Source organism: Rathayibacter sp. YIM 133350 (assembly GCF_037404875.1).
In the GTDB taxonomy this organism is placed as follows: domain Bacteria; phylum Actinomycetota; class Actinomycetes; order Actinomycetales; family Microbacteriaceae; genus Orlajensenia.
The window spans coordinates 87,076-112,358 of sequence record NZ_JBBELO010000019.1; the positions used below are offsets into that span (position 1 = coordinate 87,076).

The window sequence follows — 25,283 nt, forward strand, 5'->3', positions numbered from 1 at the left end:
ATTCCGATGCATGAACCGCCGTCGCGAGAAGCCGGCCATCGCCGCCCCGGTACGCTGGGCGCATGGCAGAACGCAGTTCGTGGTCGCTCGCCGGCGCACTCCGTGGCATGTTCACGAAGAAGACGATCGACGAGGGCACGTGGGAAGACCTCGAGGACGCCCTCATCACGGCGGACTTCGGCCCCGACCTCACGGATGCGATCGTCGCCGACCTGCGCGCGAAGGTCGCCCGCTACAACACCACCGATCCCGCCGACCTGCAGCGGATGCTGCGGGAGGGCATCGAGGAGCGCCTCGTGCGCTTCGACACGACCCTCAAGCTCACTGAGCGACCAGCCGTCGTGCTCGTCGTCGGCGTCAACGGCGTGGGCAAGACCACGACCATCGGCAAGTTCGCCCGCTTCCTGCGCACCTACGGACGCACGGTCGTCGTCGGGGCCGCCGACACGTTCCGAGCCGCGGCGGTCGAGCAGCTCGCCACCTGGGCGCAGCGCGCCGGCGTCGAGGTCGTGCGGCCGCAGCACCAGGGCCAGGATCCCGCGTCGGTCGCCTTCCAGACCATCGAGAAGGCCAAGGCCGACGGCACCGAGATCGTGATCATCGACACCGCCGGACGCCTGCAGACCAAGGGCGGCCTGATGGACGAGTTGTCCAAGATCCGCCGGGTCATCGAGAAGCAGGCGCCGATCAGCGAGGTGCTGCTCGTGCTCGACGCCACGACGGGCCAGAACGGGCTCGCCCAGGCGCAGGCCTTCGTCGAGCACGCGGGCGTCACCGGTCTCGTGCTCACCAAGCTCGACGGTTCGGCGAAGGGCGGCTTCGTGCTCTCGGTGCAGGATGTCACGGGCATCCCGATCAAGCTCGTCGGGCAGGGTGAGGGCATCGGCGACCTCACCGGCTTCACGCCGCACGTCTTCGCCCAGCAACTGGTGGGCTGAGCCATGGCGATCGAGCACGACTACTTCGGCATCATCGGGGACTACTGGTCGGAGCGGGTTCCCGCCGGCGACCAGGACGTGGAGGTCGTCGTCGACGCCGACCCCGCGACCGTGAGCATGGACGCCCTCGACATCGCCGCCGGCATGATCGTGGAGCTCGAGGTGCTCGACGCCGAGGCCAGGGAGGCGTTCGTCTCCGAGTTGGCGAGCGGCTCGTCGGCGACGAGCGCCTTCGTCGCCGCGCTCCTCGAGCAGCTGGATGCCGACACCCTCGCCGACGCGGTCGATCGCGAGTCGGGCGACGCCCAGATCGACGTGCTGCGTTCCCTCGAACTGCTGCGGGTCGACATCCGGCCGGGCAACGACGGTGACGAGGAAGCGTTCGCCTCGTTCGAGTACGCGCTCGCCCCCGACGAGACCGACGTGCGCATCGTGGCCATCCTCGATGCCCGGGCCGAGGTCGTCTCGGTCGACGCGCAGCTCTGAGTCCGGCACCAGCGGCGGAGCAACCCGTCGGCGGGCCGGTAAACTGACTGGCACCATGGCTACTTTCGGCACCCTGTCTGACCGTCTGTCCGACACATTCAAGAACCTCCGCACCAAGGGCAAGCTCTCGGCGGCCGACGTCGACGGCACCGTGCGCGAGATCCGTCGCGCACTGCTGGACGCCGACGTCTCGCTCGAGGTCGTCAAGGACTTCACCGGCAAGGTGCGCGAGCGTGCGCTCGGCGACGAGGTGAACAAGGCGCTGAACCCGGCCCAGCAGGTCGTGCAGATCGTCAACGAGGAGCTCATCCAGATTCTCGGCGGGCAGCAGCGCCGGCTCGAGTTCGCGAAGAAGCCGCCGACGATCATCATGCTCGCCGGCCTCCAGGGCGCGGGAAAGACGACCCTCGCCGGGAAGCTCGCCAAGTGGCTCAAGAAAGACGGCCACACCCCGATGCTCGTCGCCGCCGACCTCCAGCGTCCCAACGCCGTCACGCAGTTGCAGGTCGTGGGGGAGCAGGCGGGCGTGCAGGTGTTCGCGCCGGAGCCCGGCAACGGCGTGGGCGACCCTGTGCGCGTGGCGAAGGATGCGGTGCGCGAGGCCGAGCGCCGCCAGTACGACACCGTGATCATCGACACCGCCGGTCGCCTCGGCGTGGACGCCGAGCTGATGAAGCAGGCCGCCAACATCCGCAAGGCGACCGATCCCGACGAGGTGCTCTTCGTCATCGACGCGATGATCGGCCAGGACGCGGTCACGACCGCCAAGGCCTTCCAGGAGGGCGTTGACTTCACCGGCGTCGTGCTCACCAAGCTCGACGGCGACGCGCGCGGTGGCGCCGCCCTCTCGATCGCCTCGGTGACCGGGCGGCCCATCATCTTCGCGTCGACGGGCGAGGGCCTGGATGACTTCGAGCCCTTCCACCCCGACCGCATGGCCAGCCGCATCCTCGACCTCGGCGACATCCTCACCCTCATCGAGCAGGCGCAGGGTGCGTTCGACGAGGAGGAGGCTCGCAAGGTCGCCGAGAAGTTCGCGACCGACACCTTCACGCTCGAGGACTTCCTCGGCCAGATGCAGCAGCTGCGCAAGATGGGCTCGCTCAAGGGCATGCTCGGGATGCTGCCGGGCGCCCGCGGCATGAAGCAGCAGCTGGAGAACTTCGACGAGCGCGAGATCGTGCGCACCGAGGCGATCATCCAGTCGATGACCCCGGCCGAGCGCAAGAACCCCAAGCTGCTGAACGGTTCGCGACGCCTGCGCATCGCCAAGGGCTCCGGCATGACGGTCACCGATGTGAACCAGCTCGTGACGAGGTTCGAGCAGGCGGCCAAGATGATGAAGACCGTTGCCAAGGGCGGCGTCCCCAACGTGCCCGGCATGGGACCCATCCCCGGAGCCGGCTTCGGGGGCGGGCGTCCGAAGCAGCAGCCCAAGAAGAAGGGCTCGCGATCGGGCAATCCCGCCAAGCGCGCAGCCGAGAACGCGGCCATCTCGACGGGGGCCGGCGTCGCCAGCGGCGCGCCGGCGGGTTCCGGATTCGGCCTCGGCAAGGGAGCATCGCCGACCGGAGCGCCGAGCGCCGAAGACCTCGCAGCGCTGCAGAAGCTGCTCGGCCGCTAGCTCCGCCGGCCACCGCGGGCCCGTTCACCCGTAGGGTGAACACATGAGCTATGACGCCGGTGAGCGACCCATCCGCATCGGGGTGCAGGTGCAACCCCAGCACGCGCCCTACGAGAAGATCCGCGACACCGTGCGCGAACTCGACGACCTGGGCGTCGACCTGGTGTTCAACTGGGACCACTTCTTCCCGCTGAGCGGTGACCCCGACGGCCTGCACTACGAGGCCTGGACGATGCTCGGCGCCTGGGCGGAGCAGACGAGCAACGTGGAGTTCGGGTCGCTCGTGAACTGCAACAGCTACCGGGGCGCCGATCTGCAGGCCGACATGGCACGCACCCTGGACAACATCAGCGGCGGCCGTTTCGTCTTCGGAACGGGCGCCGGCTGGTTCCAGCGCGACTACGACGAATACGGCTACGAGTTCGGAACGCCGGGCACGAGGCTGAAGGCGCTGGCGGAGGCGATGCCGCGCATCCGTGCCCGCTGGGAGGTGCTGAACCCCGCGCCGGTGCGCCGCATCCCGGTGCTCATCGGCGGTGGGGGAGAGCGCAAGACGCTGCGCATCGTCGCGGAGCACGCCGACATCTGGCACAGCTTCGCCGACGTGCCCACCCTGACCCACAAGCTCGGTGTGCTCGAGGAGCACTGCGAGAGCGTCGGACGCGACATCGGCGACATCGAGATCTCGGTCGAGGTGCGCAGGCAGTCCCCGGAGGCAGCTCAGGAACTGTACGACCTCGGCGCGAGGCTGTTCACCATCGGCATCAGCGGCCCCGACTACCCGCTCGACGACGTTCGTCGCTGGCTCGCCTTCCGCGATTCGCGCAATGCGTGAGCGCGACTTACTGACAGTCAGGTAAGTTCGAGACGGATCATCGGCGGGGAGCGCCCCGCCTCCGACAGAGCACGCGAGGTGTGAACGACATGAGCATAGGCAACGCCGACTATCGGGATGCGGGACTCGCCTTCCCCGACGACTTCCTCTTCGGATCGGCGACGGCGTCGTACCAGATCGAGGGAGCGGCGACGGAAGACGGCCGCGGGGCCTCCATCTGGGACACGTTCAGTCACACCCCCGGCAAGGTCTGGAACGGCGACACGGGTGACGTCGCCGACGACCACTACCACCGGCTCGACGAGGACCTCGACCTCATGAAGGAGCTCGGGCTGCAGGCGTACCGCTTCTCGATCGCGTGGCCGCGCATCCAGGCCACCGGGCGCGGCGAGGCGAACGAGGCCGGACTCGCGTTCTACGAGCGGCTCGTCGACGGCCTGATCGCGCGCGGCATCCGCCCCATCGCGACCCTGTACCACTGGGACCTGCCGCAGGCACTCGAGGATGAGGGCGGCTGGCGCAACCGCGAGACCGCCTACGCCTTCGCCGACTACGCGCGCATCGTGGGCGAGCGCCTCGGGGACCGCATCACGGTCTGGACGACCCTCAACGAGCCGTGGTGCTCCGCCTACCTCGGCTACGGTTCTGGCGTCCACGCGCCGGGCCTGACGGATGCGCTCGCCTCGCTGCAGGCCGTGCACCATCTGAACCTCGCGCACGGCCTCGCCCTGCAGGCGCTGAAGGAGGTCGTCACCAACGACCCCGGCTTCTCCATCACCCTCAACCTGCACGTCGCGCGACCCGAGGGACCCACCGGCGAGGAGGCGGTTCGCCGCATCGACGGCGTCGCCAACCGCGTCTTCCTCGACCCGCTGCTGAACGGCCGCTACCCGGCCGACGTGCTGGAGGACACCAAGGAGATCACCGACTGGTCCTTCGTGCAGCCGGGCGACCTCGAGGCGATCACCGCCGTTCCGATCTCGCTGCTCGGCGTGAACTACTACTCGACCGGCCGTGTGCAGCTCTGGGACGGGGCCGGGGCGAAGTCGCAGGCCGACGGTCACAAGGATGCGGAGGGGTCGCCGTGGCCCGGTGCGGCGGGCGAGGTCGAGTTCCTGCCCCAGCCCGGTCCGTACACCGAGATGGGCTGGAACATCGAGCCGGCCGGCCTGGAAGACCTGCTCGTCTCGCTGCACGAGGAGTTCCCGCACGTTCCGCTCATGGTCACCGAGAACGGCGCGGCCTTCGACGACGTCGTCGTCGAGGACGGCGACTCCCGTGCGGTGCACGATCTGGATCGCACCGACTACCTGCGCAGGCACTTCACGGCGGCGCACCGGGCCATCGAGCGCGGCGTCGACCTGCGCGGCTACCAGGTGTGGTCGTTCATGGACAACTTCGAGTGGGGCTACGGCTACTCGAAGCGGTTCGGCATCGTGCGGGTGGACTACGACACGCTCGAGCGACTGCCGAAGGACTCGGCGCGCTGGTACGCGGAGCTCATTCGTACCCGCAGCATCCCCGACACGCCTGCCGCATAGCGGAGCGCCTGCCGCATAGCCGCACAGCGGACCGAAGGGCCGCCCGTTCTCAGAGCGGGCGGCCCTCGCGCATCTCGCGCACGACGTGGGCCACGACGGCCTTGAGGTCGCCGCCCGCCGCCTCCGCGACAGCCAGCTGCCGCTGGTAGCCGGCTCCGATGTCGAGAAGCTCGGGCAGCTGCAGCAGTTCGCGGGTGCACCCGAGTCGATCGGCGAACGGCTCGAGCACCTCGATGAGTTCGCGCAGGTCGTCGGTCACGAGCGCCTCACGACCAGTCGTATCGAGGATGATCTCCGCCTCGAGCCCATAGCGTGCGGCGCGCCACTTGTTCTCGCGCACGTACCAGGGCTGCATCGACGGCAGCGTCTCTCCGTCATCCAGGCGCTGGCTCATCCACTCGACGAGGCACTGGATGAGGGCGCCGAGGGCGCCGAGTTCGAAGGGCGTCGAGACGCCATCGCATGCGCGTACCTCGAGAGTGCCCCAGTGCGGCGACGGGCGGATGTCGCTGCGCACCTCGGTGTAGTCGGTGATGACACCGGTGCGCGTCATGTCGTCGACGTAGCGCTCATAGCCGCTCCAGTCCTCGAACTGCCAGGGCAGTCCGGCCGTCGGCAACTGCTGGAACATGAGCGCGCGGTTGGAGGCGTAGCCGGTGTTGACCCCCGCCCAGAACGGGCTGGAGGCCGAGAGTGCCTGCAGGTGGGGGATGTAGCCGAGGAGGGCGTTGAGGATGGGGACGGCCTTGTCGGCCGACTCGATCCCCACGTGCACGTGGATGCCCCAGATCATCATGTTGCGGCCCCACCACCGCGTGCGGTCGATGAGTCGGTGATAGCGGTCCTTGTCGGTGATGCGCTGGTCGTACCACTGGCTGAACGGGTGCGATCCGCTGCACATCACGTCGGCTCCGAACGCTGCCGCGGCATCCCGCACCTCGTCGATGACGCCGTCGAGCTCGGCCACGGCCTCGCCGACCGTGTGGTGCACGCTCGAGACGATCTCGACGGTGTTGAGCATCAACTCGCCGGTGGCGCGCGGATGCGGTGACCCGTCGGCATCCTTCATGGCCTCGAGCACGCCGTGCGCGCAGTCCGAGAGTTCGCCGGTCAGGGAATCGACGAGTTCGAGCTCCCACTCGATGCCGACGGTGGAACGTTCGGAGTTCGCGAAGCTGATGTGCACGGTGCGCCGCCTTTCTGAGCGTCCTGCCATCCTTGCGGCTCGACGCCACGAACGCCACGACCGGCACCCCGCGCCGCCTGTGCGGGCGCCGATTATCGTCGGCGGCCGAAATCTGCAAGGTTTGTTAGCCACCCCTGAAGATCCGGGCCTCTCACTATTTTCGAGAAATGGATCCGCCTATTTTCAGGAAAGTGGATTCGGCTCCTAGGTAAAACCTAGTGCCACTGGTGCCACTTCCTGTTGGCAACCTTGGCAAGAAGTTGGCAAGGGTCGGCGGGGATGGTGCGTCATGCCTTCATGCGATTCTCGTTGAGCCTCCCATCAAGCGGAAGCATCGGGGGATAAACTCCGCTGATGTTTGGAGGCCGGTGAACAACAACACGAATTTCTTCAGCGATGACAAGGGGTCAGCCGCCGTGCTGAAGCATGGTGTCCTTGGTCGGTACGCGGCGAAGTTCATGGCCAAGACCTCCAGCACTTCGCCGGGCAGGCGCGTCGGATTTCTCGACGGCTATGCCGGTCAGGGAGAGTACGTGAACCCGATCACCGGCAGCACGAAAGAAGGTTCACCCGTCATCCTCCTGCGGATCGCCATCGACCTCGTGCGGGTAGGGCGAACCTCTCACCTCGTCTTTGTGGAGAAGGAGAAGGGGGCATACGCGAGCTTGAACGCCGTCGTGCGGGCTTCCACATACTCGCCGGCAGTCGCCCATCACGGCGATGTTGAGGAGCACATCCAGGCGGCCTTGGATGAGTTCGACAACATGCCTGCGCTGATCTTCTTGGATCCTTTTGGGTCATCTCTGGATCACGCGTCGCTGGTAAATCGGGTGCTGAAGAGACCCGGCACACAACCGACGGAGCTTCTGCTCAACTTCAGCCTTCAAGCTCTGCGCCGCATGGGGGCGCGTCTGTGGGAGGCCGAGGGTGCCAGCGGAAGGGCGAAGACGCTGGAGCGCGTAGATCACTGGCTAGGAGGCGACTGGTGGCGCGCGTTCTTCATGGCACCCGATGTGCTCTCGCTGCCGAAGTCCGAGCGTGCCGATGCCGCCGCCACCCGGGTCGCCACCGAGCATGCCAAGCGGATTCATGACGCAACCGGGTGCGGATACTTCGCGGTGCCGATCAGACGCAAGCCCCACGCGAAGCCTCTCTTCCTCCTGACCCTTTACTACCCCCGTCAGTTGGCGGTGTTCGACTTCAACGAAGCCGTCAGCTTGGCACTGAAGGACTGGCGAGCATTCCTCCATGACCTGGAGTTGGCCGAGGCGGAGTTGCTTGACGAGAGCGACCCGCAGTTACTCTCTCGTGTTGCCGAGCTTCAGACGGTCTACAAGCTGGACGAGGCCCAGATTGACCGGGATGCCATTGATGAGATCAAGAAGTCGGTCACGGAGGCCCTTCGGACTCGCACGTCGTTGTCTGTTCGGACTGACCTTCGCCTGGTGATGGGAGAAGCCATCGGCGTGGGACGCACGACCCACCTGCGTACGGCCTGGAAGGAACTGGCGGCAGAGGGTATCGCGGGAGAATGTCCGAAGGGTGACCTTGACTCTGCTGTAATCGGACGCGCTAACTGAAGCAAGGGGAGGTCGACATGTCGAAGACCACCATCGAATGGACCGAGATCACATGGAACCCGGTCACGGGGTGTGATCGAACGTCAGCAGGATGTGACAACTGCTACGCCCTCACGCTATCGAAGCGCCTGAAAGCAATGGGCGCGGAGAAGTATCAGACCGACGGAAATCCAGTCACTTCAGGCCCCGGTTTCGGTGTGACGATCCATCCCGCATCCCTCCAACAGCCGTACTCATGGCGAAAGCCCGCAACCGTCTTCGTCAACTCGATGAGTGACATGTTTCACGCGAAGGTGCCGCTGACATTCGTGCAAGATGTGTTCGATGTGATGGCGGACACGCCTCAGCACACATACCAGATTCTGACGAAGCGGTCCGTGAGACTGCGCCGTCTAGCGCACAAGCTGAACTGGCCAACGAACGTTTGGATGGGCGTATCGGTTGAGGAGCCAAAGGTTCTGAACCGCGTCGATGATCTTCGGGAGGTCCCGGCAGCCGTGCGCTTCCTCTCTTGCGAACCCCTAATCGCGCCGCTTCCAGACATGAACCTTGATGGGATCGACTGGGTAATCGCCGGGGGCGAGTCAGGTGCTCGCCATCGTCCAATGGAACTGGCCTGGGTCGAGGAAATCCGCGATCAGTGCACGGACTCGAGCATTCCGTTCTTCTTCAAGCAGTGGGGCGGACGAACGCCCAAGCAGAATGGGCGGACACTTGCCGGTCGAACTTGGGATGAGATGCCCGTTCCCAAGGTGCGGCACGCTGCTGCCTAAGGCAGTCCGACCTCAAGGAACGGGACTCCTACACGTGGGATTTCCGGAGTTCAACTGCCGACGACAAACCCGGGATCATGTTTGCAGATCATCAAGAAATCCTCGGCCCGACGTGTGGGTATTTGGGATTGTTGTAGGCGGACTAGGCCGGGGCGCTACAGCCGAGCAAGCAGTTCACGTAGTTCGGCTGGCCCAACCCACGGTCGTCGATGAATCATTCGATGGCAGTTCGAGCAGAGCAGAGCGAGGTCAGAAAGTCTTGTCGTGCGCTCGCCCGACACGTAGAGCGGGATGACGTGGTGGACCTCGATGTAGTCGCGGCCACGTGCACCATATCTGGCTTCAAAGTCGAATCCGCAGACCTCGCAGGCGACCTGCAGTCCTGCATCACGCACCGATTTGATCTTTCGTGCGCGGAGCTTGGGATTGCGCTCTCTCCGAACGTGTCGCGCTAGGAGAATCCGCCCCTCCACCGCCTCCGCAAGGTCTTCCGCTGCCTCCGGGAGAGGCTCGATCCCGTCCTCAAACGCCTGACGAATCGCCCTGGCCTCCCGTGCCATCCCGTCGGGATCCGCCAAGAACGCAAGCAACACGGGCACGTCGAGCTTGTTTCCGTTAGTAGGCACACCCGCGTAGTCGGGGTGCCGAGTCGCTATGTCCCAAGTTTCCGAGCCACGCTGTCTGGACTGCGGAAATTGCTATCACGGTTCTCGACCGGATGAAGCCTCGCGCGATTCAACAAGGCGGAAGTTCGATTACTTCCCGGTCCGGGTCGTCAAGTCCTCTCCAGTCGTTCTGCCTAACGAGGTCAGCCGCGAGAACAATCTCTTCGTATGCCCATTTGATGCGCGCCACGGTGTCAGGTTAGCCATTCGCCCAACTGCATCGGGTGTTCGGCACGCCCCACGAAGTAGGCCGGAATTGGTCCAGCGGCGGAAACGATTCGTGCGGAAGACTTTGTTCCATGGACATCAACAACCTTCCGACTGGCCCGTCAATCCCCGAAGGCACCCTCGCCCTCGGCTCCGGCGACACTGTTACCTTCATCCGCCGCTGTGACGTTTGCTTTGCGGCGATCCTGGAATCGCACGATGCGGACTATGCGGAGCATGTGCAGTGGCACGAGCGCACGGGGACCAACCTCCCGCCGTCTGATTGAGATTGGAACGGTCTCCGGTCACCTGACTTGCGCCGGGACGTGCGAGGCCGCTGTGAGAACGGACTTCTACACGCGGCGCTCCGGTGACCGTGAATGTATGACGGACCCCGGAATCTTGTTTCGCTGCACAACCAGAAATCCCCGGCCAACGTAGCGGCGTGAGAAATCTTGTTGGTTAGGAATCGTGAAGCGCTCGGTAGACCGACGCTCGACTCATGCCTGTGAGGGTGGCGATTTCATTGACGGGGCGACCCTTGACCCTGTACTGCTGCACTTTCCGAATCTTTTCCGGACTGAGCGCCGTACGGGGACGACCAGCGACCTGTTCGCCATCCTTGGCACGCGCCGCACGGGGGATCTCACCGATGCCGGGATTCTTCTTCTTCCAGTGGGCCTTCAACTCGTCCACGAGCCACGTCGGGAGGGACACGTCCCGTGTCTCACCGTTCTTCGTCCCCTCCTCAACACGAGCGTGCTGCTGAATCCACTGCTTCGAGATGTCCAGCACTCCGGTCTTCAGATCGAGGTCCGTCCGGTTGAGGGCCAATCCCTCTCCGATCCGAAGCCCTCCGATCATGAGAACGGTCCAGAGCAGCCGGTCCTCTTCCGTCGAGGCAACAAGAATTCTCCGGAACTCTTCCTTGCTGAGCAGGGGCCTCTCAGGAGTCAGATCCTTCCGGGCACCCTCCACGAGGCACGGGTTGAAGGTGATTTCCCGCTTCCGGACTGCCTGAGTCATCACGAGGCTGAGCACGTTGTAACGGTTCTTCCGTGCAGGGATCTCAGGCTGGCTATAGAACCAGTCATCCACCATGGTCGGAGTGATGTGCCGAAGCTCGTTGTGGCCGAAGGTGGGGGACAGGTGGAGGCGGAGGTCCCGGAGGTAATTGGCCCGGGTCTGCTCCTTCACGTCCCGACGCTGGATGACCTTCACTGCCCACTCATCGAACGTGATGGAGCCAACGTCCTTCTGAACGTGCACTCCTTCGTGAAGCTCTATCCGAAGGTTGGCCTCTGCCTTCACGGCATCGGTCTTCTTCGTGAAGCTCTCCGTCGAGTATGGCTTGCCCTTGTACGTGATCCGACCTTGATACTTGCCCGATGCCGTCTTCCTGATTCCCATTGAGTCCTCCTACCGAGTTATACGGACGAGGAGCCACTTGGAAAACCTTGGCAAGATCTGGCAAGGTCCCCCATTTCCCGTGGATTGGTGCGGAAGACTCGAATCTGCAAGAATGGTCAGTCGAGTTCCGTTTCCGCCCGACCCTCTAATCAGGCCTTCGGAACCCCCTTGAACCTTTGCCGAGTGTGCACCCCACGCTCACGGCTCTCAGTTCGCCCAACCTCACAGAACACACAGGAGAATTGTGGCTGTCAAGATTCGTCTCAAGCGCCTCGGAAAGATCCGCGCCCCCTACTACCGCATCGTCGTCGCCGACTCGCGCACCAAGCGCGACGGTCGCGTGATCGAGGAGATCGGCAAGTACCACCCCACCGAGGAGCCCTCGTTCATCGAGATCGACTCCGAGCGTGCGCAGTACTGGCTCGGCGTCGGCGCCCAGCCGACCGAGCAGGTCGCCGCGCTGCTCAAGCTCACCGGCGACTGGGGTCGCTTCAAGGGCGACAAGGACGCCGTGAGCACCGTCAAGGTGAAGGAGCCCAAGGCCCCCTTCGTCATCGACGAGAAGAAGAAGCCGGTGCTGCGCCCCAAGGCCGAGAAGCCGGCCAAGGCCGCCGAGCCCGAGGCCGCTGAGGCCACCGAAGGCGACGAGGCCTGATCTTGCTCGGTTCCGCCGTCGAACACCTCGTCAAGGGGATCGTCGATCACCCTGAAGACGTGCGCGTCGCCAGCAAGGACACCCCCCGGGGCGAGGTCCTCGAGGTTCACGTGAACCCCGAGGACCTCGGCCGGGTCATCGGCCGTGCCGGCCGCACGGCCAAGGCCCTGCGCACCCTCATCGCCGCACTCGCCGATGGCCGTCGCGTGCGCGTGGACGTCGTCGACACCGACGCCTGACAGTGAGCGCCGACAGTCCCAAGCGCACGCAGTTGCGCGTCGGGCGCCTCACGAAGGCGCACGGCCTGAAGGGCGCCATCAAGCTCGAGCTCTACACCGACGAGCCGGAGCGGCGCTTCGTTCCCGGTGCGGTCTTCTCGCTGCAGGTTCCGGCATCCTCCCCGTGGCACGGAAAGGCGCTCGAGCTCATCGAGTTGCGCTGGTACAACAGCCAGCCGGTCGGCTTCTTCAAGGACGTGCCCGACCGCACCACGGCCGAGTCGCTCGTGAAAGGCATCCTCTGGGTCGACCAGGATGCCGCTGAGCTGCCGGTCGAGGAGAACGCCTGGTACGACCACCAGCTCGTCGGACTCGACGTCGTGCGCGACGGCGTGAAGGTCGGACTCGTGGCGCGGGTCGACCACTTCCCGGCGCAGGACCTGCTCATCGTGAAGACCTCCTCCGGTGAGGTGATGGTGCCGTTCGTCGCCGCACTCGTGCCCTCGGTCGACCTGCAGGCCGGGGTGGTGACCGTCACGCCGCCGAACGGGCTGTTCGAGGAGCTGCCCGACGACGCCGCGGACGCGCCCGACGCTTCCGACACCGAAGCGGAAGACACCGATCCGGAAGAGACCGGCCGGGCGTGAGCGCTTCGCGCCGCCGACCAGCGGGCACCGGGGAATCGGCTCCGACGCGGCGCTCGTAGACTCGACGCATGCGCATCGACATCGTCACGATCTTCCCGACGTTCTTCGACGCGCTCTCGATCTCGCTGCTGGGCAAGGCCGCATCGACGGGATTGATCGACCTGCACGTGCACGACCTGCGCGAGCACACCCACGACCGGCACCGCACCGTCGACGACACCCCGTACGGCGGGGGAGCGGGCATGGTCATGAAGCCCGAACCGTGGGGAGAGGCGATCGACGCCATCCTGGCCGAGTCGAACGACGACCCCCTGCTCGTCTTCCCCTCGCCCGCCGGAGTGCCCTTCGTGCAGGCGCGCGCACGTGAACTCGCCGCCGAGAGCCATCTCATCTTCGGCTGCGGTCGCTACGAGGGCATCGACCAGCGCGTCATCGACCACTTCGCCACGCGCATGCGGGTCGAGCTGATCAGCCTCGGCGACTACGTGCTGAACGGGGGAGAGGTCGCCGTGATGGCCATGATCGAGGCGGCCGGCCGTCTCATTCCGGGAGTCGTGGGCAATCCGGCGAGCCTCGTGGAGGAGTCGCACGAAGACGGCCTGCTCGAGTACCCCAGTTACACCAAGCCCGCGCACTGGCGCGAGCTCGACGTGCCGCCGATCCTGCTGAGCGGCAACCACGGTGCGATCGCCGGATGGCGCCGCGAGCAGCAGCTGGAACGCACCCGACGCGTACGGCCGGAACTCCTGGGCCCCGACGCGGAGCACTGAGCCGGGCCGAACGGATGCCGGGAGCCGTCAGGATTCATCATCCGGAAACACGCCGGTGCCTGTCATGAAACACCCTGTGCATAACTTCGGAATCGGCGGGCCGCCAGCCTGCCGGTGAACGAAGGCGGGTGCGCATGGCGGGGGGAGCGCGGTCCACACCTGCCCTGGTGATCCTCGCGCTCACGCACGGGGCGCCGTCCGGCCCCAACCGTGCGGCCGTCATCGCGCTCGTGGATGCCATCGCCACCGCGCGCCCCGACGTCGACGTCTCGATCAGCTTCGTCGATGCCTGGCAGAGCGACCTCCCACAGGCGCTCCCGCCCGCATTGGCCACGTCCTCATCTGTCGTCGTGCCGCTCGTGCTCTCGGCGGGGTTCCATGTGCGCGCCGAACTCGCCGACTCGCTCGGCCAGGCGGTGCTCGCCGACGCACTCGGCCCCGACGGCCGGCTCGTCGAGGTGCTCGCCGAACGGGTGCGCTCCCTCGGCATCCTTCCCCGCGACTCGGTGCTGCTCGCGGCGGCGGGATCGACCGACCAGCGCGCGGTCGCCGAATGCTTCGAGACGGCCAGGATGCTCGGTGCGGCCCTCGGTCGGCCCGTCACCGTGGGCTTCATCGCGGCCGCCAGTCCACGGCTGCACGACGCCATCGAGATGCTGCGCGCCGTGCATCACGGCTCACGGGTCGTCGTGGCCACCTACCTGCTCGCGCCCGGGCACTTCAACGACGCCATCACCACCGCAGGGGCCGACCTCGTCTCGCCGCCGCTCGTGGTGCCCGACGGCGCTGTTGCAGAACCCCTCGTCGACCTCGTGCTGGAGCGCTACGACGTCGCCTGGTCGCGCCGCCAGCCGACCCCCTCCCCGGCCCCCTGACGCCCGCCGCGCGGGTCAGCCGCGGGCGGTGAGCACGAGCGGGCCGTCATCGGTGATGGCGACCGTGTGCTCCATGTGCGCACCGCGCGATCCGTCGGCCGAACGCAGTGTCCAGCCGTCGGGGTCGGTGAAGATCTTGTCTGTGCCGAGCAGGAACCACGGCTCGATGGCGATCACGAGCCCGGCGCGCAGCGGCAGGCCACGGTGTGCGCGGCCGTTGTTCGGGATGTGCGGGTCGCCGTGCATCGTGCGACCCACCCCATGCCCGCCGAAGTCGGTGTTGATGCGCAGGCCCTGCGCGAGGGCGACCTCTGCGATGGCCGCCGAGATGTCGCCGATACGGTTGCCCGTGCGCGCAGCCGCTATGCCGGCCTCGAGCGCACGGGTCGTCGTGTCGATCAGCTGCAGGTCTTCGTCGCGGGGCGTGCCGACCACGACCGAGACGGCGGAGTCGGCGACCCAGCCGTCGACGGATGCGGCGAAGTCGAGCGAGAGCAGGTCACCGTCCCGCAGCGTGTAGTCCCGGGGCAGGCCGTGCAGCACGGCGTCGTTGACCGAGGTGCAGATGACCTTGCCGAACGGACTGGCTCCGAACGAGGGGTGGTAGTCGATGTAGCACGACTCTGCGCCAGCCTTGCGGATCATGTCGTGGGCCAGCCGGTCCAGGCTCAGCAGGTTCACGCCCACGGCCGCAGCCGCGGCGGTCGCCTCGAGCACGGATGCCACGAAGGCGCCGGCCGGCTTCATGGCCTCGATCTCGGCAGGGGTGCGCAACTCGATCATCGATGTCCTCTCGTCGCTTCCATTCTCCCCCGTCGCGACGGGTGCACGAGCGTGGCCCGCGCATCCGCCCTCGGCGAACTCCCACCCCATGGCGCACGCAGAGTGCCTACGCTGGTGGCGTGATCATCCGTCGGGCCTTCTACTACGCCCTCTTCCCGGCCGTCGTCGTGCTGCCGGCGTGGACCCTCATCGGCTGGGGCATCTTCGGCCACGGCGGCTGGGCGCTGCTCGGGCTCATCATCGCAGCCCCCGTCATGGCCATCGCCCTCGCGGTCGTCGCGCTGCTCGTGTTCGCGCGCCCGCAGGTGCGACGCGAGCGGGCCGTCTCGTGGATGGATGCCGCCTATCTCGCCGTCTGGTACGCGTGCCTCATCGCCTTCGGCTTCCTCGGCGAGACGGCGACCCTCTTCGCGGTGCTCGGCGTCGCCGCCGCGCTGACGGCCTTCTGGCTCTCGCTCTCACAGCTGTACCGGGCGGGCGTGAAGGGCGTGCGCGACACGATGGCCGCCTTCGAACGCCAGGCCGCCGCTCCGGCGACGCAGCAGGCTGTCATCCGTCACGCCGACGGTGAAGACGAGGTCATCATCGTGCGCGAGGTCAAGCCGTAGGACCGGCCGGCCGCGTTCACGTCCGGTGACGCAGGAGGGCGCCCACCCCGCGCACGGTGAGGGTCGGCGGGTAGCAGCGCGCCACGGCCATCCCGATCGCCGGAAGTCTCACGGGGTCGCGATACACGAGGTAGAGCGGCTCGAGCGATGTGGAGAACTTGCGTTTGAAGCGCAGCAGGGAACGGAACCCGTAGAGCGGCTCGAGCGTGCGGGCGAGCAGGTCGAGCACCGCTGAGAGGGCCCCGGCGTGTTCCGTCGCCGAGTTCGCCAAGGGGGATCCCGACAGGCTCACCACCTCGAGTCCGGCGTCGGCGAAGCGGGCGACGGCCTCCGCGATCGCGAATTCCATGACCCCGTTCGCCGCGGCCGGCGCTCGGCGCATCATGTCGAGTGTGCGTCCGACCAGGAGACCGTCCCGACGGATCGGCAGCCAGCTCGTGATCGCGCACAATCGATCCTCCGCGTCGAGCACGGCGCCGAGCAGGACGTCGTCATCGCGGAGCTCGTCGAGCCCGCCGAGGGTGAAGCCGAGTTCGGGAAGCTCCTTCGATGACATCCACTCCTCGGAGAGTGCGGTGATCTGCGCGGTGATGCGCGCCGGCATCTCGGCCCAGTTCGACCAGCGCACGCGCAGACCGTCGCGCACGGAACGATTGACGGCGGTGCGCACGTCCTGCATCGCCCGGCCCGACGTCGAGAACGTTCGCGGATCGAGCGTGATCTCCTCGGCGACCTCGATCGCACTCCAGCCGGCCTCGACCAGGATCGCCCGAACCGGCTCGTGGACGCTGTAGAACGCCGGAGTCCATGCCGACGCATCGCAGAACTCCACGAACCGACGCAGCGTATCGGCTCCTGCGGCGACCTCGCCGATCGGGTCGGAGGTCGTCACGGCCACGCCGCCGACGACCCGGTAGGCCACCCCCGCTGTCGCCTCTGGCGCGGTCCACAGTTCGTTTCCCGCCCACGTGGTCATGAAGCCGAGGGTGCCCGAGCCGCGATCCAGGAGCGAACGGATGCGCATCGCATCCGGAGCGACAACGGCGGCGGTGCTGCTGAGGCGCAACATCATGACGGCGATCGCGATGAGCCCGAACCAGAAGAGGGGGCCGATTCCGTGGCTCAGCCACGAAGACGCCGCCGAGACGGGATGCAGCGCATGTGCGGGCACCCGAAGGAACGAGGTGGGCAGCACGAGTGAGGGCAGGTTCTGCACGACAGTCTGCCAGGTGGCGATCGGCCTGAACTGCGTGCGCAGCACCCACGATCCAGCGAGCGCCACGCCGACGCACAGCAGCGTCCACGCGGCCAGGAGCGCACCGCTGCGGCTCCGCAGGCGAGGATCGAGGCGAATGGGAAAGGCCCGTCTCTCGGCCAGAAGCAGGAGGGAATAGGCCAACGGCGCGAGGATGCTCGCAGCCACCCAGATTCCGAGTTCAGCGTCGTGCCTGCCGGCCGGCGCGGGGTGTGCGGAGGGCATGACGCCGAGGTACCAGGCGGCGACCAGCGACTGCACGGTACCGAGGGCGGCCAGCAACCAGACCGCCAGCCGACGGCCGGCGAGCAGGCCCCAGGCGCCGACGAGCATGAGCAGCAGGGGGAGAAGGGACAGGAGGGTCCCGCCCACTCCGTGCAGATGGGCGTGATCCAGAGCGTTGATGCAGTCCAGCGGGAACGTGCCCGCCCGGCAGTGTGCGCTCGGCCGAGCCGACGGCGTCGCATCCGACAGGGTGATGCCCAACGGTGCGAGCAGGCCGAAACGCACCGGAGCGGTGAGCGAGAGAAGGGGGCCGAGGGCGAGGACCACGGTGACCAGGGCGAGCAGGCCCCGCCGCTCCCGCCGGGAGCTGGTCCAGTGCCGGCCGCTCGGCGTGGGAATCGTGAGCCGGCCGCCGAGCAGCCCGGCTGCGACGGCGACGAGAAGATAGAGGTCGGACGGCAGGCCGCTGTACAGCGTCATCGCGACGGCACCGGCCACGAGCAGCACCCGGATGCGCCTGCGCCAGATGCCGGGAGCGCTTGCGCTGGCCCACGCGATGGTTCCGGCTATGGGGGTCAGCGGATCGAGGGTGTCGAGAGTCCTCACCGACGATGCCCAGTACTCTCCGGTCCGCGAGCCGACGACCTGAACCCCGAGCCCGACGATCGAGGCGAAGGTGCCCGTGAGCACGAAGGCGAGCGCGGTGCGGATGCCGCCCATCGTCCGCTCCGCCCAGCCGACGGCGAGCAGGGTCGCGCAGACGGCCACGACGAGTCCGATCGCGTTGGCCGCCACGAGCTGCGAGGTGACGAGCACCCACCAGTGGTGCTCGGCGAGTGCGGCGGGATCGGCTCCCGCGCGCTCAGGGCTCAGGGCGCCACGGCCCGCGCCCGACAGGGAGAGGATGCCGAGTACCAGCAGGATGGCGGCGATCGCGAGCGTCACGGGCAGCCGACCGGCCTGGCGCAGGAGCCTCATGAGACCGGCCCGACGCCGAGGTGCGCGAGCACGGGCTCGATCCCCGAGGAGAGCACGTAGCGCACCGTCGCCCACTCGTGACCGGTGCCCGGCGACACGACCCGCGAGGTCGCGATGCCCGCGGCTGCGGCGGCCCGCCGCATCCGCTGCACGCCCGGTCCGTACTGCGCATCCCGGCTCCCGTAGCCGAAGACGGCCGTCGTGCCCGTGTACGGCGCGTGCGCTGCGAGGATCGTGGCGGGCCGCGCCGCCATGTACGCGGATGCGCTGCCCCCGAAGCCGACGGCGATGGTGTTGGCGGTGTCGCCGTTGCGGGGAGTGACCTGCCCCGAGACGTCGACGATGGCCGAGAACAGCTCCGGATGCGCCGCGCCGAGCTGGATGGCGCAGGTTCCTCCCTGGGAGAAGCCGCCGATGGCCCAGTGCGCCGCATCCGGCTCTACCGTGAGGTGGGTGCGGATCCATCGGGGAACGTCGCGTGTGAGGTAGCTCGCCGACGCGCCGAGAGGAGAGTCCAGGCACATCGGGTTGGCGGTGGGGGAGCCGAGTTGGTCGGGAACCACGACGATGGGTGCGAGGCCACCGTCGCGCGCGGCCCAGGCATCCATGATGCCGCGCAGATGACCTGCGCGCACGACGTCGCCGGGTCCGCCTGGCTGGCCGGACAGCATGACCATGACCGGCAGGGCGGGAGGATCGCTCGCGAGCGCCGCAGGCGGAAGGTAGACGTAGGCGGGTCGGGCCGGGAAGTGCGAGGTCGTACCCGGGATCTCCACCTGCGCCACGAGGCCGCGCTGCCCGCCCGACGTGCCACGCCAGTCGGCCGGCGGCGCGCCGACGCGCGTGCGGTCGGCGAACAGCGGAGCGCCGCTGCGCTGTCGTGCGGCGACACCCGCCGGGAGGGCCTCTGCCGCCGGCTGTCCGATGAGCGCGCCCACGGTCGGGTACTGCCCGAACTCGGCGTTGACGGCGAGCGCTCCTGCCGTCAGCGCGAGAACGACCCCCGCGGCGGCGAGGAAGCGCCGCCAGCGACCGCCGCGCACGAGAGCCGCACTGAGCACGCCGAGCGCGCCGAACGCCCCCACGACGCCAGCCCGCCCGAGCGGGTCGAGGGCGGTGTCGAACGTGCTCGGCGACTCCGCCCAGCGGCACAGCGCAAGGCCGATCCCGGTGCCGAGTGCGCCGGCCGCGACGGCGATGGCGATCCACACCGCTCGAGGGCGCACCAGCGTGACGACGACAACGGCGGCGCCGGCCACGAGACTCACGCCGATGAGGAGCACTCCCGAGAGCAGGTCGATCCCGTCAAGCCAGTTCTGCACGGCGCTCCTGTCTCGTCGTCGCCAGCTTTCAGTGTGCTCATCCGCCGCCACCCGTATTCTTGGAGGAGACCGCGACGGGTGAGAATCCTCACAGGACGGCGTCGAGCCCGCGCGTTTTGGTGCGGATGCGCATCCGTGGCAGAATGGTCGATTGTGCCGCGGCACGTCTCTGCCTCCGGGGAGCACGCACTGCGCGAGAAGCGCGAACGGCACACATCTTCTTCATTCACCTAGTCCGTGTTCGACCGGTGGCGGGCACAGAGAGCGAATCATCATGCACATCCTCGACTCCGTCGATGCAGCCTCACTGCGGTCGGACATCCCCGACTTCCGCGCCGGCGACACCGTCAAGGTTCACGTCAACATCATCGAGGGCAGCCGCTCCCGTATCCAGGTCTTCCAGGGCGTCGTCATCGGCCGCTCCAACGAGGGCGTGCGCGAGACCTTCACGGTTCGCAAGGTCAGCTTCCAGGTGGGCGTCGAGCGCACCTTCCCGGTGCACTCCCCGGTGATCGACCACATCGAGGTCGTCACCCGCGGAGACGTTCGCCGCGCGAAGCTCTACTACCTGCGCGACCTGCGCGGCAAGAAGGCCAAGATCAAGGAGAAGCGCGACAACTAGTCGACGCCTCCCGCGCCCGCCGTGGCGCTGCCTGAGCTCCCCGCCCCGTATGATCGGGTGGGGAGTTCAGACGTTAATGACAGAAGAATCGGTGCGGCCTCGCACAGAAGAGGATGCGGACCAGTTGCGACCGCGCCGAGGGCGCCAACGGGGTGCGCTGATCTTCGCGCGGGACCTGCTGGTGATCCTCGTGGTCGCCGTGCTCATCTCGTTCCTCGTGAAGACCTTCCTCATCCGGTCCTTCTTCATCCCCTCGGAATCGATGCGCGAGACGCTCCAGGTGCACGATCGCATCATCGTGAACGAGCTCGTGCCCGATGCCGTGCCGATCAACCGGGGCGACATCGTCGTCTTCAAGGATCCGGGCGGCTGGCTCGCGCCGCAGCCGCCGATCCAGCAGAATCCTCTCGCAGCGGGCGTCGACTGGCTGCTCTCGCTCGTCGGCCTCTCGGCTCCCGACAGCAACGACCACCTCATCAAGCGGGTCATCGGCCTGCCCGGCGACCACGTGAGCTGCTGCAACGCGCTCGGCCAGGTGAGCGTGAACGACGTGCCGCTCGACGAGCCCTACATCACCGTTCCCGAGGGCGAGACCCGCGCTTCGAAGGACGACTTCGACCGGGTGGTTCCCGCCGGCTCACTCTGGGTGATGGGCGACAACCGTTACAACTCCAAGGACTCGCGCTACAACGGCGACACCCCGGGCAAGGGCTTCGTGCCCGTCGACAACGTCGTCGGGCGTGCGTTCGTGGTCAGCTGGCCACTGGATCACTGGGCGTGGCTCGACGACTATCCCGACACCTTCGCCGGCATCCCGAAGGGAACCGGCCAGAGATGACTCCGGTCGTCGACCCCACACTGAGCCTGGAGCGGCGGCTGTTCCGTTCCGGATACCCACTCGTGATCGGATGCGACGAGGTCGGTCGCGGGGCCATAGCCGGCCCGGTGGCCGTGGGCATGTCGGTGCTGGATCGCTCCCGCCGCATCATCCCCGAGGGCCTGCGGGATTCGAAGATGCTCAGCGAGCCCCGGCGCGAGGAACTCGCCCCCATCGTGCGCGACTGGGTACTGCACGCGAGCGTCGGCCTCGCCAGTGCGGAGGAGGTCGACACCCACGGCATCATCGTCGCCCTCGGGTTGGCCGCTTCCCGCGCCTACAGTGCGCTGCTCGACGACGGCGTCGACACCTCCGGCGCCATCGTCGTGCTCGACGGCAACCACGACTACCTCTCTCCGGCCATCACCGGAACGGCTGCGGTCATGACGCGCATCAAGGCCGACCAGGATTGCGCCTCGGTCTCCGCGGCATCCGTCATCGCCAAGGTGCATCGCGACCGGCTGATGATCCGGGCGCACGAGGACGCGGCGGTGTACAGCTGGAATGCGAACAAGGGCTACGCATCGAGCGCCCACTACGCGGCCATCGACGAGCACGGGCCGCACGCGCTGCACCGGGTCAGCTGGCTGCGCACACCGGCGCTCATGCAGTTCTGATTCCTGCGCGGCGTAGGATTGACGGACCATGGATGAGGACGAATTCGACGACTACGACCGCGAGGTCGAACTGGCGCTCTACCGCGAGTACCGCGACATCGTGTCGCAATTCAAGTACGTCGTCGAGACGGAGCGTCGCTTCTACCTGGCCAACGAGGTCGAACTCGTTCGTCGCGACACCGAGCACGACTTCTACTTCGAGCTGACGATGCGCGACGTCTGGGTATGGGACGTCTACCGCTCCGACCGCTTCGTCAAGGCCGTGCGTGTGCTCACGTTCAAGGACGTGAACGTCGAGGAGCTCGCGGCCAAGGAGTTCGAGCTCCCCAAGGAACTCGCCCTCGACGAGTAGGCACCCGGGGCACCCCTCGCTCACAGTTCCGGCCGTGCCGGTCGATTCCTCACAGCGCGCTCGGCTGCACTGAACGGATGCCGCCCCTCCCGCAGGCTTGCCTGCGGAGGTGCGCATGGCGGCGAAGGACGATCTCGGTCGGTGGGGCGAAGACCTCGCCGCCGACTACCTGCGGCAGCACGGCTATCGGGTGCTCGAACGCAACTGGCGCTGCCGCCAGGGCGAGATCGACGTCGTCGCCGAGCACGATGGCGAGATCGTCTTCGTCGAGGTCAAGACGCGTTCGAGCCTGGCCTACGGCCATCCGTTCGAGGCGATCACGCTCGGCAAGCTCGCCCGGATGCGCCGGCTGGCGCTGGCGTGGTGCGTGGACTCGGGGCGCCACCACCGCATCCGCCTCGATGCCATCGCCATCGTCGCCCCTCGAGACACCCCGGTCAGCATCGAGCACCTGGTGCGGCTCTCGTGATGAGGCTCGGGCGCACGCGCGCCGTTGCGCTCATCGGCATGACCGGGGCCATCGTCGACGTCGAGGCCGACATCACGGCGCAGCTGCCCAAGTTCTTCCTCATCGGCCTGCCCGACACGGCGCTCTCGCAGGCGCAGCATCGCGTTCGCTCGGCCGCGCAGAACGCCGGCATCCCGCTGACGACGCACCAGATCACGGTCAACCTGTCGCCGGCCGCCCTGCCCAAGCACGGTTCGGGGTTCGACCTGGCGATCGCGATGGCGTGCCTCGCCGCGGCGGGGGACGTCGAGCCGGCATCGGTGGAGCGTGTCGTGCACCTGGGCGAACTCGCCCTCGACGGCCGACTGCGCCCGATCGAGGGCGTGCTCCCGGCCGTGGCCGCCGCCAAGCGCGCGGGCCACGGGACCGTGATGGTGCCCACGGCGTGCGTGCCCGAGGCGGAGCTCGTGCCCGACGTGCGCGTCATCGGCGTCGCCGGACTGCGCGACGCGGCGATCTGGCACGGTGGAGACTTCCCGCCAGAGCCCGTCGACCCACTGCCCGCGCCGCGAAGGGCGACATCGCGTCCGAGGCACCTCGGCGACCTCTCCGACGTGATCGGGCAGGACGCCGCCGTACTGGCGCTCCAGGTCGCCGCCGCCGGCGGCCATCACCTGTTCATGGTCGGGCCGCCCGGTGCGGGCAAGACGATGCTCGCCGAGCGGCTCGCGGGCATCCTGCCCGACCTCACCGAGGATGCCGCGCTCGAGGTGAGCGCCATCCGCTCGCTCAGCGGCGCCGGCTTCGACGGGCGGCTTCCGCGCAGGCCCCCGATCGAGGCGCCGCACCACACGGCGACGCCGGCGGCCATGGTCGGCGGCGGATCGGGACAGATCCGCCCGGGCGCCGCCGCGCGCGCCGCTCACGGCGTGCTGTTCCTCGACGAGGCGCCCCAGTTCGCAGCCCACGTGCTCGACGCCCTTCGCCAACCCCTGGAGTCGGGAGTGATCAGCATCCACCGCGCCACCGCTGTCGCGAGCTTTCCGGCGCGGTTCCAGCTCGTGCTCGCCGCGAACCCCTGCCCCTGCGGGCTCTACGGCGTCTCGCGGGAATCCTGCACCTGCGCGCCGATGGCGCGCCGACGCTATTTCAGCCGCATCTCCGGACCGCTGCTGGATCGCATCGACATCCAGTTGCGCGTGGAGAGGGTCAGTGCGGCACGGCTCAAAGTCGCCCAGGACGAGCCGCGGGCCGGCACGGTCGAGGTGCGCGAACTGGTCACGCAGGCACGGCAGGCGGCGGGGGAGCGACTGGGCGGCACCCGGTGGAGCACGAACGGCGAGGTCGCCGGCAGCTGGCTGCGTGCGGCATCCCATCGTCCCGCGCCGGCCGCCCTGGCCGCGCTGGACCGGGCCTTGGAGCGCGGCGCGCTGAGCATGCGCGGGTACGACCGCGTGCTGCGGGTGGCATGGTCCGTCGCCGACCTGGCTGGCGCCGACTCGCCGACGGCAGACCACATCGGGCAGGCACTGTTCCTGCGGCGGGGAGAGAACGCATGAGCACGCTGGGATTCACGCCCGATGACCTGCGTCGCATGGCCGAGCAGGTGCGCGGCGGCGTCGAAGACGACGACGTCGCCGCTGAGGTCGTGGCCCGTTCCGCCTGGAGCATCCTCGGCGAGCCCGGTGACGGGATGGCCGGGCTTCTCGTGCTCGCCCTGGGCGCGGCTCCCGCCCTCTCGGCGGTGCTCGCGGGCACGAGCCCCACGGTTCTCGCGCGCGACATCGATCCCGAGGCGACGGTAGGGCGTGAGGTGCTCGAACGCGGGCTCGCCGACGCGCTGGCCCGCTGGCGGCCGCGCCTGCGTTCGGCAACGCTCGTGCAGTCGATCGCTGCGGCGCAGCGCACCGGCACGCGCCTGCTCGTACCCGGCGACGACGCGTGGCCGACGGGGGTCGACGACCTCGGCGTGCACGGGCCGGCCGCTCTCTGGTATCGCGGGTCCGAATCGGCGCTCGCCGCCCTCGGGCGGTCCGTTGCCCTCGTCGGGGCGCGTGAGTGCACAAAGTACGGCGCGGCCGTCGCGACCGACAGCGCGGCCGGCCTGGCGGAACGCGGGTTCGCCATCGTGTCGGGCGCCGCCTACGGCATCGACGCCGTCGCGCACCGCGCCACGCTCAGTGGCGACGGGATGACGGTCGCGTTCCTGGCCGGCGGCGCCGATCGGTTCTACCCCGCCGGAAACGACGCCCTCCTCGCACGGATCGTCGAACGCGGAGCCGTCGTGTCCGAACTCCCGTGCGGAGCGCAGCCGACCAAGTGGCGCTTCCTCCAGCGCAACCGGCTGATCGCAGCCTCGAGCCGGGCGACCGTCGTCGTCGAGGCGGGCTGGCGATCGGGAACCCTCAACACCGCCGGCCATGCGGCGAGCCTCGGCCGGCCCCTCGGTGCCGTGCCCGGTCCCGTCACCTCGGTGGCCTCTGCCGGATGCCATCGCCTGCTGCGGGAGTACGACGCGCGCTGCGTCACCACGGCGGACGAGATGGCGGAGCTCGTCACCGGCACGCCCGGCGGCGCACCCGCGCCCGCGCTGGTCGCCGATCGCTCGAGCCACGAGGTGAGGGTCATCGACGCCCTGTCGACACGATCGGCACGCACAGCCGACGACATCGCGCGGCGGGCCGGACTCTCGACGGCATCCGTGGTCGCGGTTCTCGGCACGCTGTCGCTCGACGGCAGCGCGCGACAGGGGGATCGGGGCTGGCTGCGCTCCTGAGGCAGGCGCG

27 protein-coding genes are annotated in these 25,283 nt (G+C 68.0%); 21 read left to right on the forward strand and 6 right to left on the reverse strand.

The annotated features are described in order from the left end of the window. Window positions 1–62 precede the first annotated feature (62 nt). The 5 genes from ftsY (at window position 63) to WDJ51_RS05645 (ending at window position 5,424) form a co-directional block, all read left to right on the forward strand. Window positions 63–938 (forward strand): signal recognition particle-docking protein FtsY, encoded by an 876-nt coding sequence (ftsY, locus tag WDJ51_RS05625; protein WP_337851454.1) that lies wholly within the window; start codon window positions 63–65, stop codon window positions 936–938. Between the two features lie 3 nt (window positions 939–941). Next, window positions 942–1,424 carry a DUF2004 domain-containing protein gene (locus WDJ51_RS05630; protein ID WP_337851455.1) on the forward strand — a complete coding sequence of 161 codons (483 nt, stop codon included), beginning with the start codon at window positions 942–944 and terminating at the stop codon, window positions 1,422–1,424. A gap of 55 nt (window positions 1,425–1,479) precedes the next feature. Next, on the forward strand, window positions 1,480–3,048 hold the full coding sequence (gene ffh / locus WDJ51_RS05635; protein ID WP_337851456.1) for a signal recognition particle protein: 1,569 nt from the start codon (window positions 1,480–1,482) through the stop codon (window positions 3,046–3,048). A 43-nt stretch (window positions 3,049–3,091) separates the two neighbouring features. Then, entirely contained in the window at window positions 3,092–3,883 is a 792-nt protein-coding gene (locus WDJ51_RS05640) for an LLM class F420-dependent oxidoreductase (protein ID WP_337851457.1), read from the forward strand. A gap of 89 nt (window positions 3,884–3,972) precedes the next feature. Beyond that, a complete protein-coding gene (locus tag WDJ51_RS05645) occupies window positions 3,973–5,424 on the forward strand; it encodes a GH1 family beta-glucosidase (RefSeq protein ID WP_337851458.1) in 1,452 nt (483 codons plus the stop codon). Between the two features lie 49 nt (window positions 5,425–5,473). Here the strand turns inward: WDJ51_RS05645 and WDJ51_RS05650 are convergent, their stop codons facing one another. After that, complete coding sequence (locus WDJ51_RS05650) at window positions 5,474–6,610, reverse strand: glutamate--cysteine ligase (RefSeq protein ID WP_337851459.1); 1,137 nt, start codon at window positions 6,608–6,610, stop codon at window positions 5,474–5,476. A gap of 368 nt (window positions 6,611–6,978) precedes the next feature. Here WDJ51_RS05650 and tcmP point away from each other — a divergent pair, with 368 nt between their 5' ends. Beyond that, complete coding sequence (tcmP, locus tag WDJ51_RS05655; RefSeq protein ID WP_337851460.1) at window positions 6,979–8,190, forward strand: three-Cys-motif partner protein TcmP; 1,212 nt, start codon at window positions 6,979–6,981, stop codon at window positions 8,188–8,190. A 17-nt stretch (window positions 8,191–8,207) separates the two neighbouring features. After that, window positions 8,208–8,963, forward strand: a complete 756-nt coding sequence (locus WDJ51_RS05660; protein WP_337851461.1) for a DUF5131 family protein — start codon at window positions 8,208–8,210, stop codon at window positions 8,961–8,963. A 155-nt stretch (window positions 8,964–9,118) separates the two neighbouring features. On the opposite strand, the gene WDJ51_RS05665 is transcribed toward WDJ51_RS05660, so the two are convergent. After that, window positions 9,119–9,562, reverse strand: a complete 444-nt coding sequence (locus tag WDJ51_RS05665) for an HNH endonuclease (protein ID WP_337851462.1) — start codon at window positions 9,560–9,562, stop codon at window positions 9,119–9,121. 365 nt (window positions 9,563–9,927) lie between these two features. On the opposite strand from WDJ51_RS05665, the gene WDJ51_RS05670 reads away from it, so the two are divergent. After that, window positions 9,928–10,122 (forward strand): hypothetical protein, encoded by a 195-nt coding sequence (locus WDJ51_RS05670; protein WP_337851463.1) that lies wholly within the window; start codon window positions 9,928–9,930, stop codon window positions 10,120–10,122. A 175-nt stretch (window positions 10,123–10,297) separates the two neighbouring features. Here the strand turns inward: WDJ51_RS05670 and WDJ51_RS05675 are convergent, their stop codons facing one another. Continuing rightward, window positions 10,298–11,245 (reverse strand): hypothetical protein, encoded by a 948-nt coding sequence (locus tag WDJ51_RS05675; RefSeq protein WP_337851464.1) that lies wholly within the window; start codon window positions 11,243–11,245, stop codon window positions 10,298–10,300. Between the two features lie 244 nt (window positions 11,246–11,489). Between WDJ51_RS05675 and rpsP the strand changes: the two genes are divergently transcribed. The 5 genes from rpsP to WDJ51_RS05700 all read left to right on the forward strand — a co-directional run bounded on the left by rpsP (window position 11,490) and on the right by WDJ51_RS05700 (window position 14,410). Beyond that, on the forward strand, window positions 11,490–11,900 hold the full coding sequence (gene rpsP, locus WDJ51_RS05680) for a 30S ribosomal protein S16 (protein WP_337851465.1): 411 nt from the start codon (window positions 11,490–11,492) through the stop codon (window positions 11,898–11,900). A 2-nt stretch (window positions 11,901–11,902) separates the two neighbouring features. Further along, window positions 11,903–12,139, forward strand: coding sequence for an RNA-binding protein (locus WDJ51_RS05685; protein ID WP_337851466.1), 237 nt, complete (start codon window positions 11,903–11,905; stop codon window positions 12,137–12,139). A 2-nt stretch (window positions 12,140–12,141) separates the two neighbouring features. Next, window positions 12,142–12,765, forward strand: a complete 624-nt coding sequence (rimM, locus tag WDJ51_RS05690) for a ribosome maturation factor RimM (protein ID WP_337851467.1) — start codon at window positions 12,142–12,144, stop codon at window positions 12,763–12,765. Between the two features lie 68 nt (window positions 12,766–12,833). Beyond that, on the forward strand, window positions 12,834–13,535 hold the full coding sequence (gene trmD, locus WDJ51_RS05695; RefSeq protein WP_337851468.1) for a tRNA (guanosine(37)-N1)-methyltransferase TrmD: 702 nt from the start codon (window positions 12,834–12,836) through the stop codon (window positions 13,533–13,535). Window positions 13,536–13,669: 134 nt separating this feature from the next. Next, window positions 13,670–14,410, forward strand: a complete 741-nt coding sequence (locus WDJ51_RS05700) for a sirohydrochlorin chelatase (protein ID WP_337851469.1) — start codon at window positions 13,670–13,672, stop codon at window positions 14,408–14,410. 15 nt (window positions 14,411–14,425) lie between these two features. Here WDJ51_RS05700 and map read toward each other — a convergent pair whose 3' ends face one another. Then, entirely contained in the window at window positions 14,426–15,193 is a 768-nt protein-coding gene (map, locus tag WDJ51_RS05705; RefSeq protein ID WP_337851470.1) for a type I methionyl aminopeptidase, read from the reverse strand. 119 nt (window positions 15,194–15,312) lie between these two features. Here map and WDJ51_RS05710 point away from each other — a divergent pair, with 119 nt between their 5' ends. Next, complete coding sequence (locus WDJ51_RS05710) at window positions 15,313–15,801, forward strand: MFS transporter (RefSeq protein WP_337851471.1); 489 nt, start codon at window positions 15,313–15,315, stop codon at window positions 15,799–15,801. A gap of 16 nt (window positions 15,802–15,817) precedes the next feature. Here the strand turns inward: WDJ51_RS05710 and WDJ51_RS05715 are convergent, their stop codons facing one another. Then, window positions 15,818–18,259 carry a bifunctional lysylphosphatidylglycerol flippase/synthetase MprF gene (locus WDJ51_RS05715; RefSeq protein ID WP_337851472.1) on the reverse strand — a complete coding sequence of 814 codons (2,442 nt, stop codon included), beginning with the start codon at window positions 18,257–18,259 and terminating at the stop codon, window positions 15,818–15,820. Then, window positions 18,256–19,581 (reverse strand): alpha/beta hydrolase, encoded by a 1,326-nt coding sequence (locus WDJ51_RS05720; RefSeq protein ID WP_337851473.1) that lies wholly within the window; start codon window positions 19,579–19,581, stop codon window positions 18,256–18,258. Before WDJ51_RS05720 ends, WDJ51_RS05715 begins: the two co-directional genes overlap by 4 nt. Before the next feature lie 274 nt (window positions 19,582–19,855). On the opposite strand from WDJ51_RS05720, the gene rplS reads away from it, so the two are divergent. The 7 genes from rplS to dprA all read left to right on the forward strand — a co-directional run bounded on the left by rplS (window position 19,856) and on the right by dprA (window position 25,273). After that, window positions 19,856–20,203, forward strand: a complete 348-nt coding sequence (gene rplS, locus WDJ51_RS05725; protein ID WP_337851474.1) for a 50S ribosomal protein L19 — start codon at window positions 19,856–19,858, stop codon at window positions 20,201–20,203. Window positions 20,204–20,279: 76 nt separating this feature from the next. Continuing rightward, the gene (gene lepB, locus WDJ51_RS05730; protein WP_443218460.1) at window positions 20,280–21,041 is read left to right on the forward strand and encodes a signal peptidase I; all 762 of its coding nucleotides are present in this window, start codon (window positions 20,280–20,282) and stop codon (window positions 21,039–21,041) included. Then, the gene (locus WDJ51_RS05735) at window positions 21,038–21,697 is read left to right on the forward strand and encodes a ribonuclease HII (protein WP_337851475.1); all 660 of its coding nucleotides are present in this window, start codon (window positions 21,038–21,040) and stop codon (window positions 21,695–21,697) included. Before lepB ends, WDJ51_RS05735 begins: the two co-directional genes overlap by 4 nt. A gap of 28 nt (window positions 21,698–21,725) precedes the next feature. Next, a complete protein-coding gene (locus WDJ51_RS05740) occupies window positions 21,726–22,049 on the forward strand; it encodes a DUF2469 family protein (protein ID WP_337851476.1) in 324 nt (107 codons plus the stop codon). A 115-nt stretch (window positions 22,050–22,164) separates the two neighbouring features. Further along, the gene (locus tag WDJ51_RS05745; RefSeq protein WP_337851477.1) at window positions 22,165–22,518 is read left to right on the forward strand and encodes a YraN family protein; all 354 of its coding nucleotides are present in this window, start codon (window positions 22,165–22,167) and stop codon (window positions 22,516–22,518) included. Next, a complete protein-coding gene (locus WDJ51_RS05750) occupies window positions 22,518–24,056 on the forward strand; it encodes a YifB family Mg chelatase-like AAA ATPase (RefSeq protein ID WP_337851478.1) in 1,539 nt (512 codons plus the stop codon). Before WDJ51_RS05745 ends, WDJ51_RS05750 begins: the two co-directional genes overlap by 1 nt. Next, window positions 24,053–25,273 carry a DNA-processing protein DprA gene (dprA, locus tag WDJ51_RS05755; protein ID WP_337851479.1) on the forward strand — a complete coding sequence of 407 codons (1,221 nt, stop codon included), beginning with the start codon at window positions 24,053–24,055 and terminating at the stop codon, window positions 25,271–25,273. Before WDJ51_RS05750 ends, dprA begins: the two co-directional genes overlap by 4 nt. The last annotated feature ends 10 nt before the right edge of the window (window positions 25,274–25,283 follow it).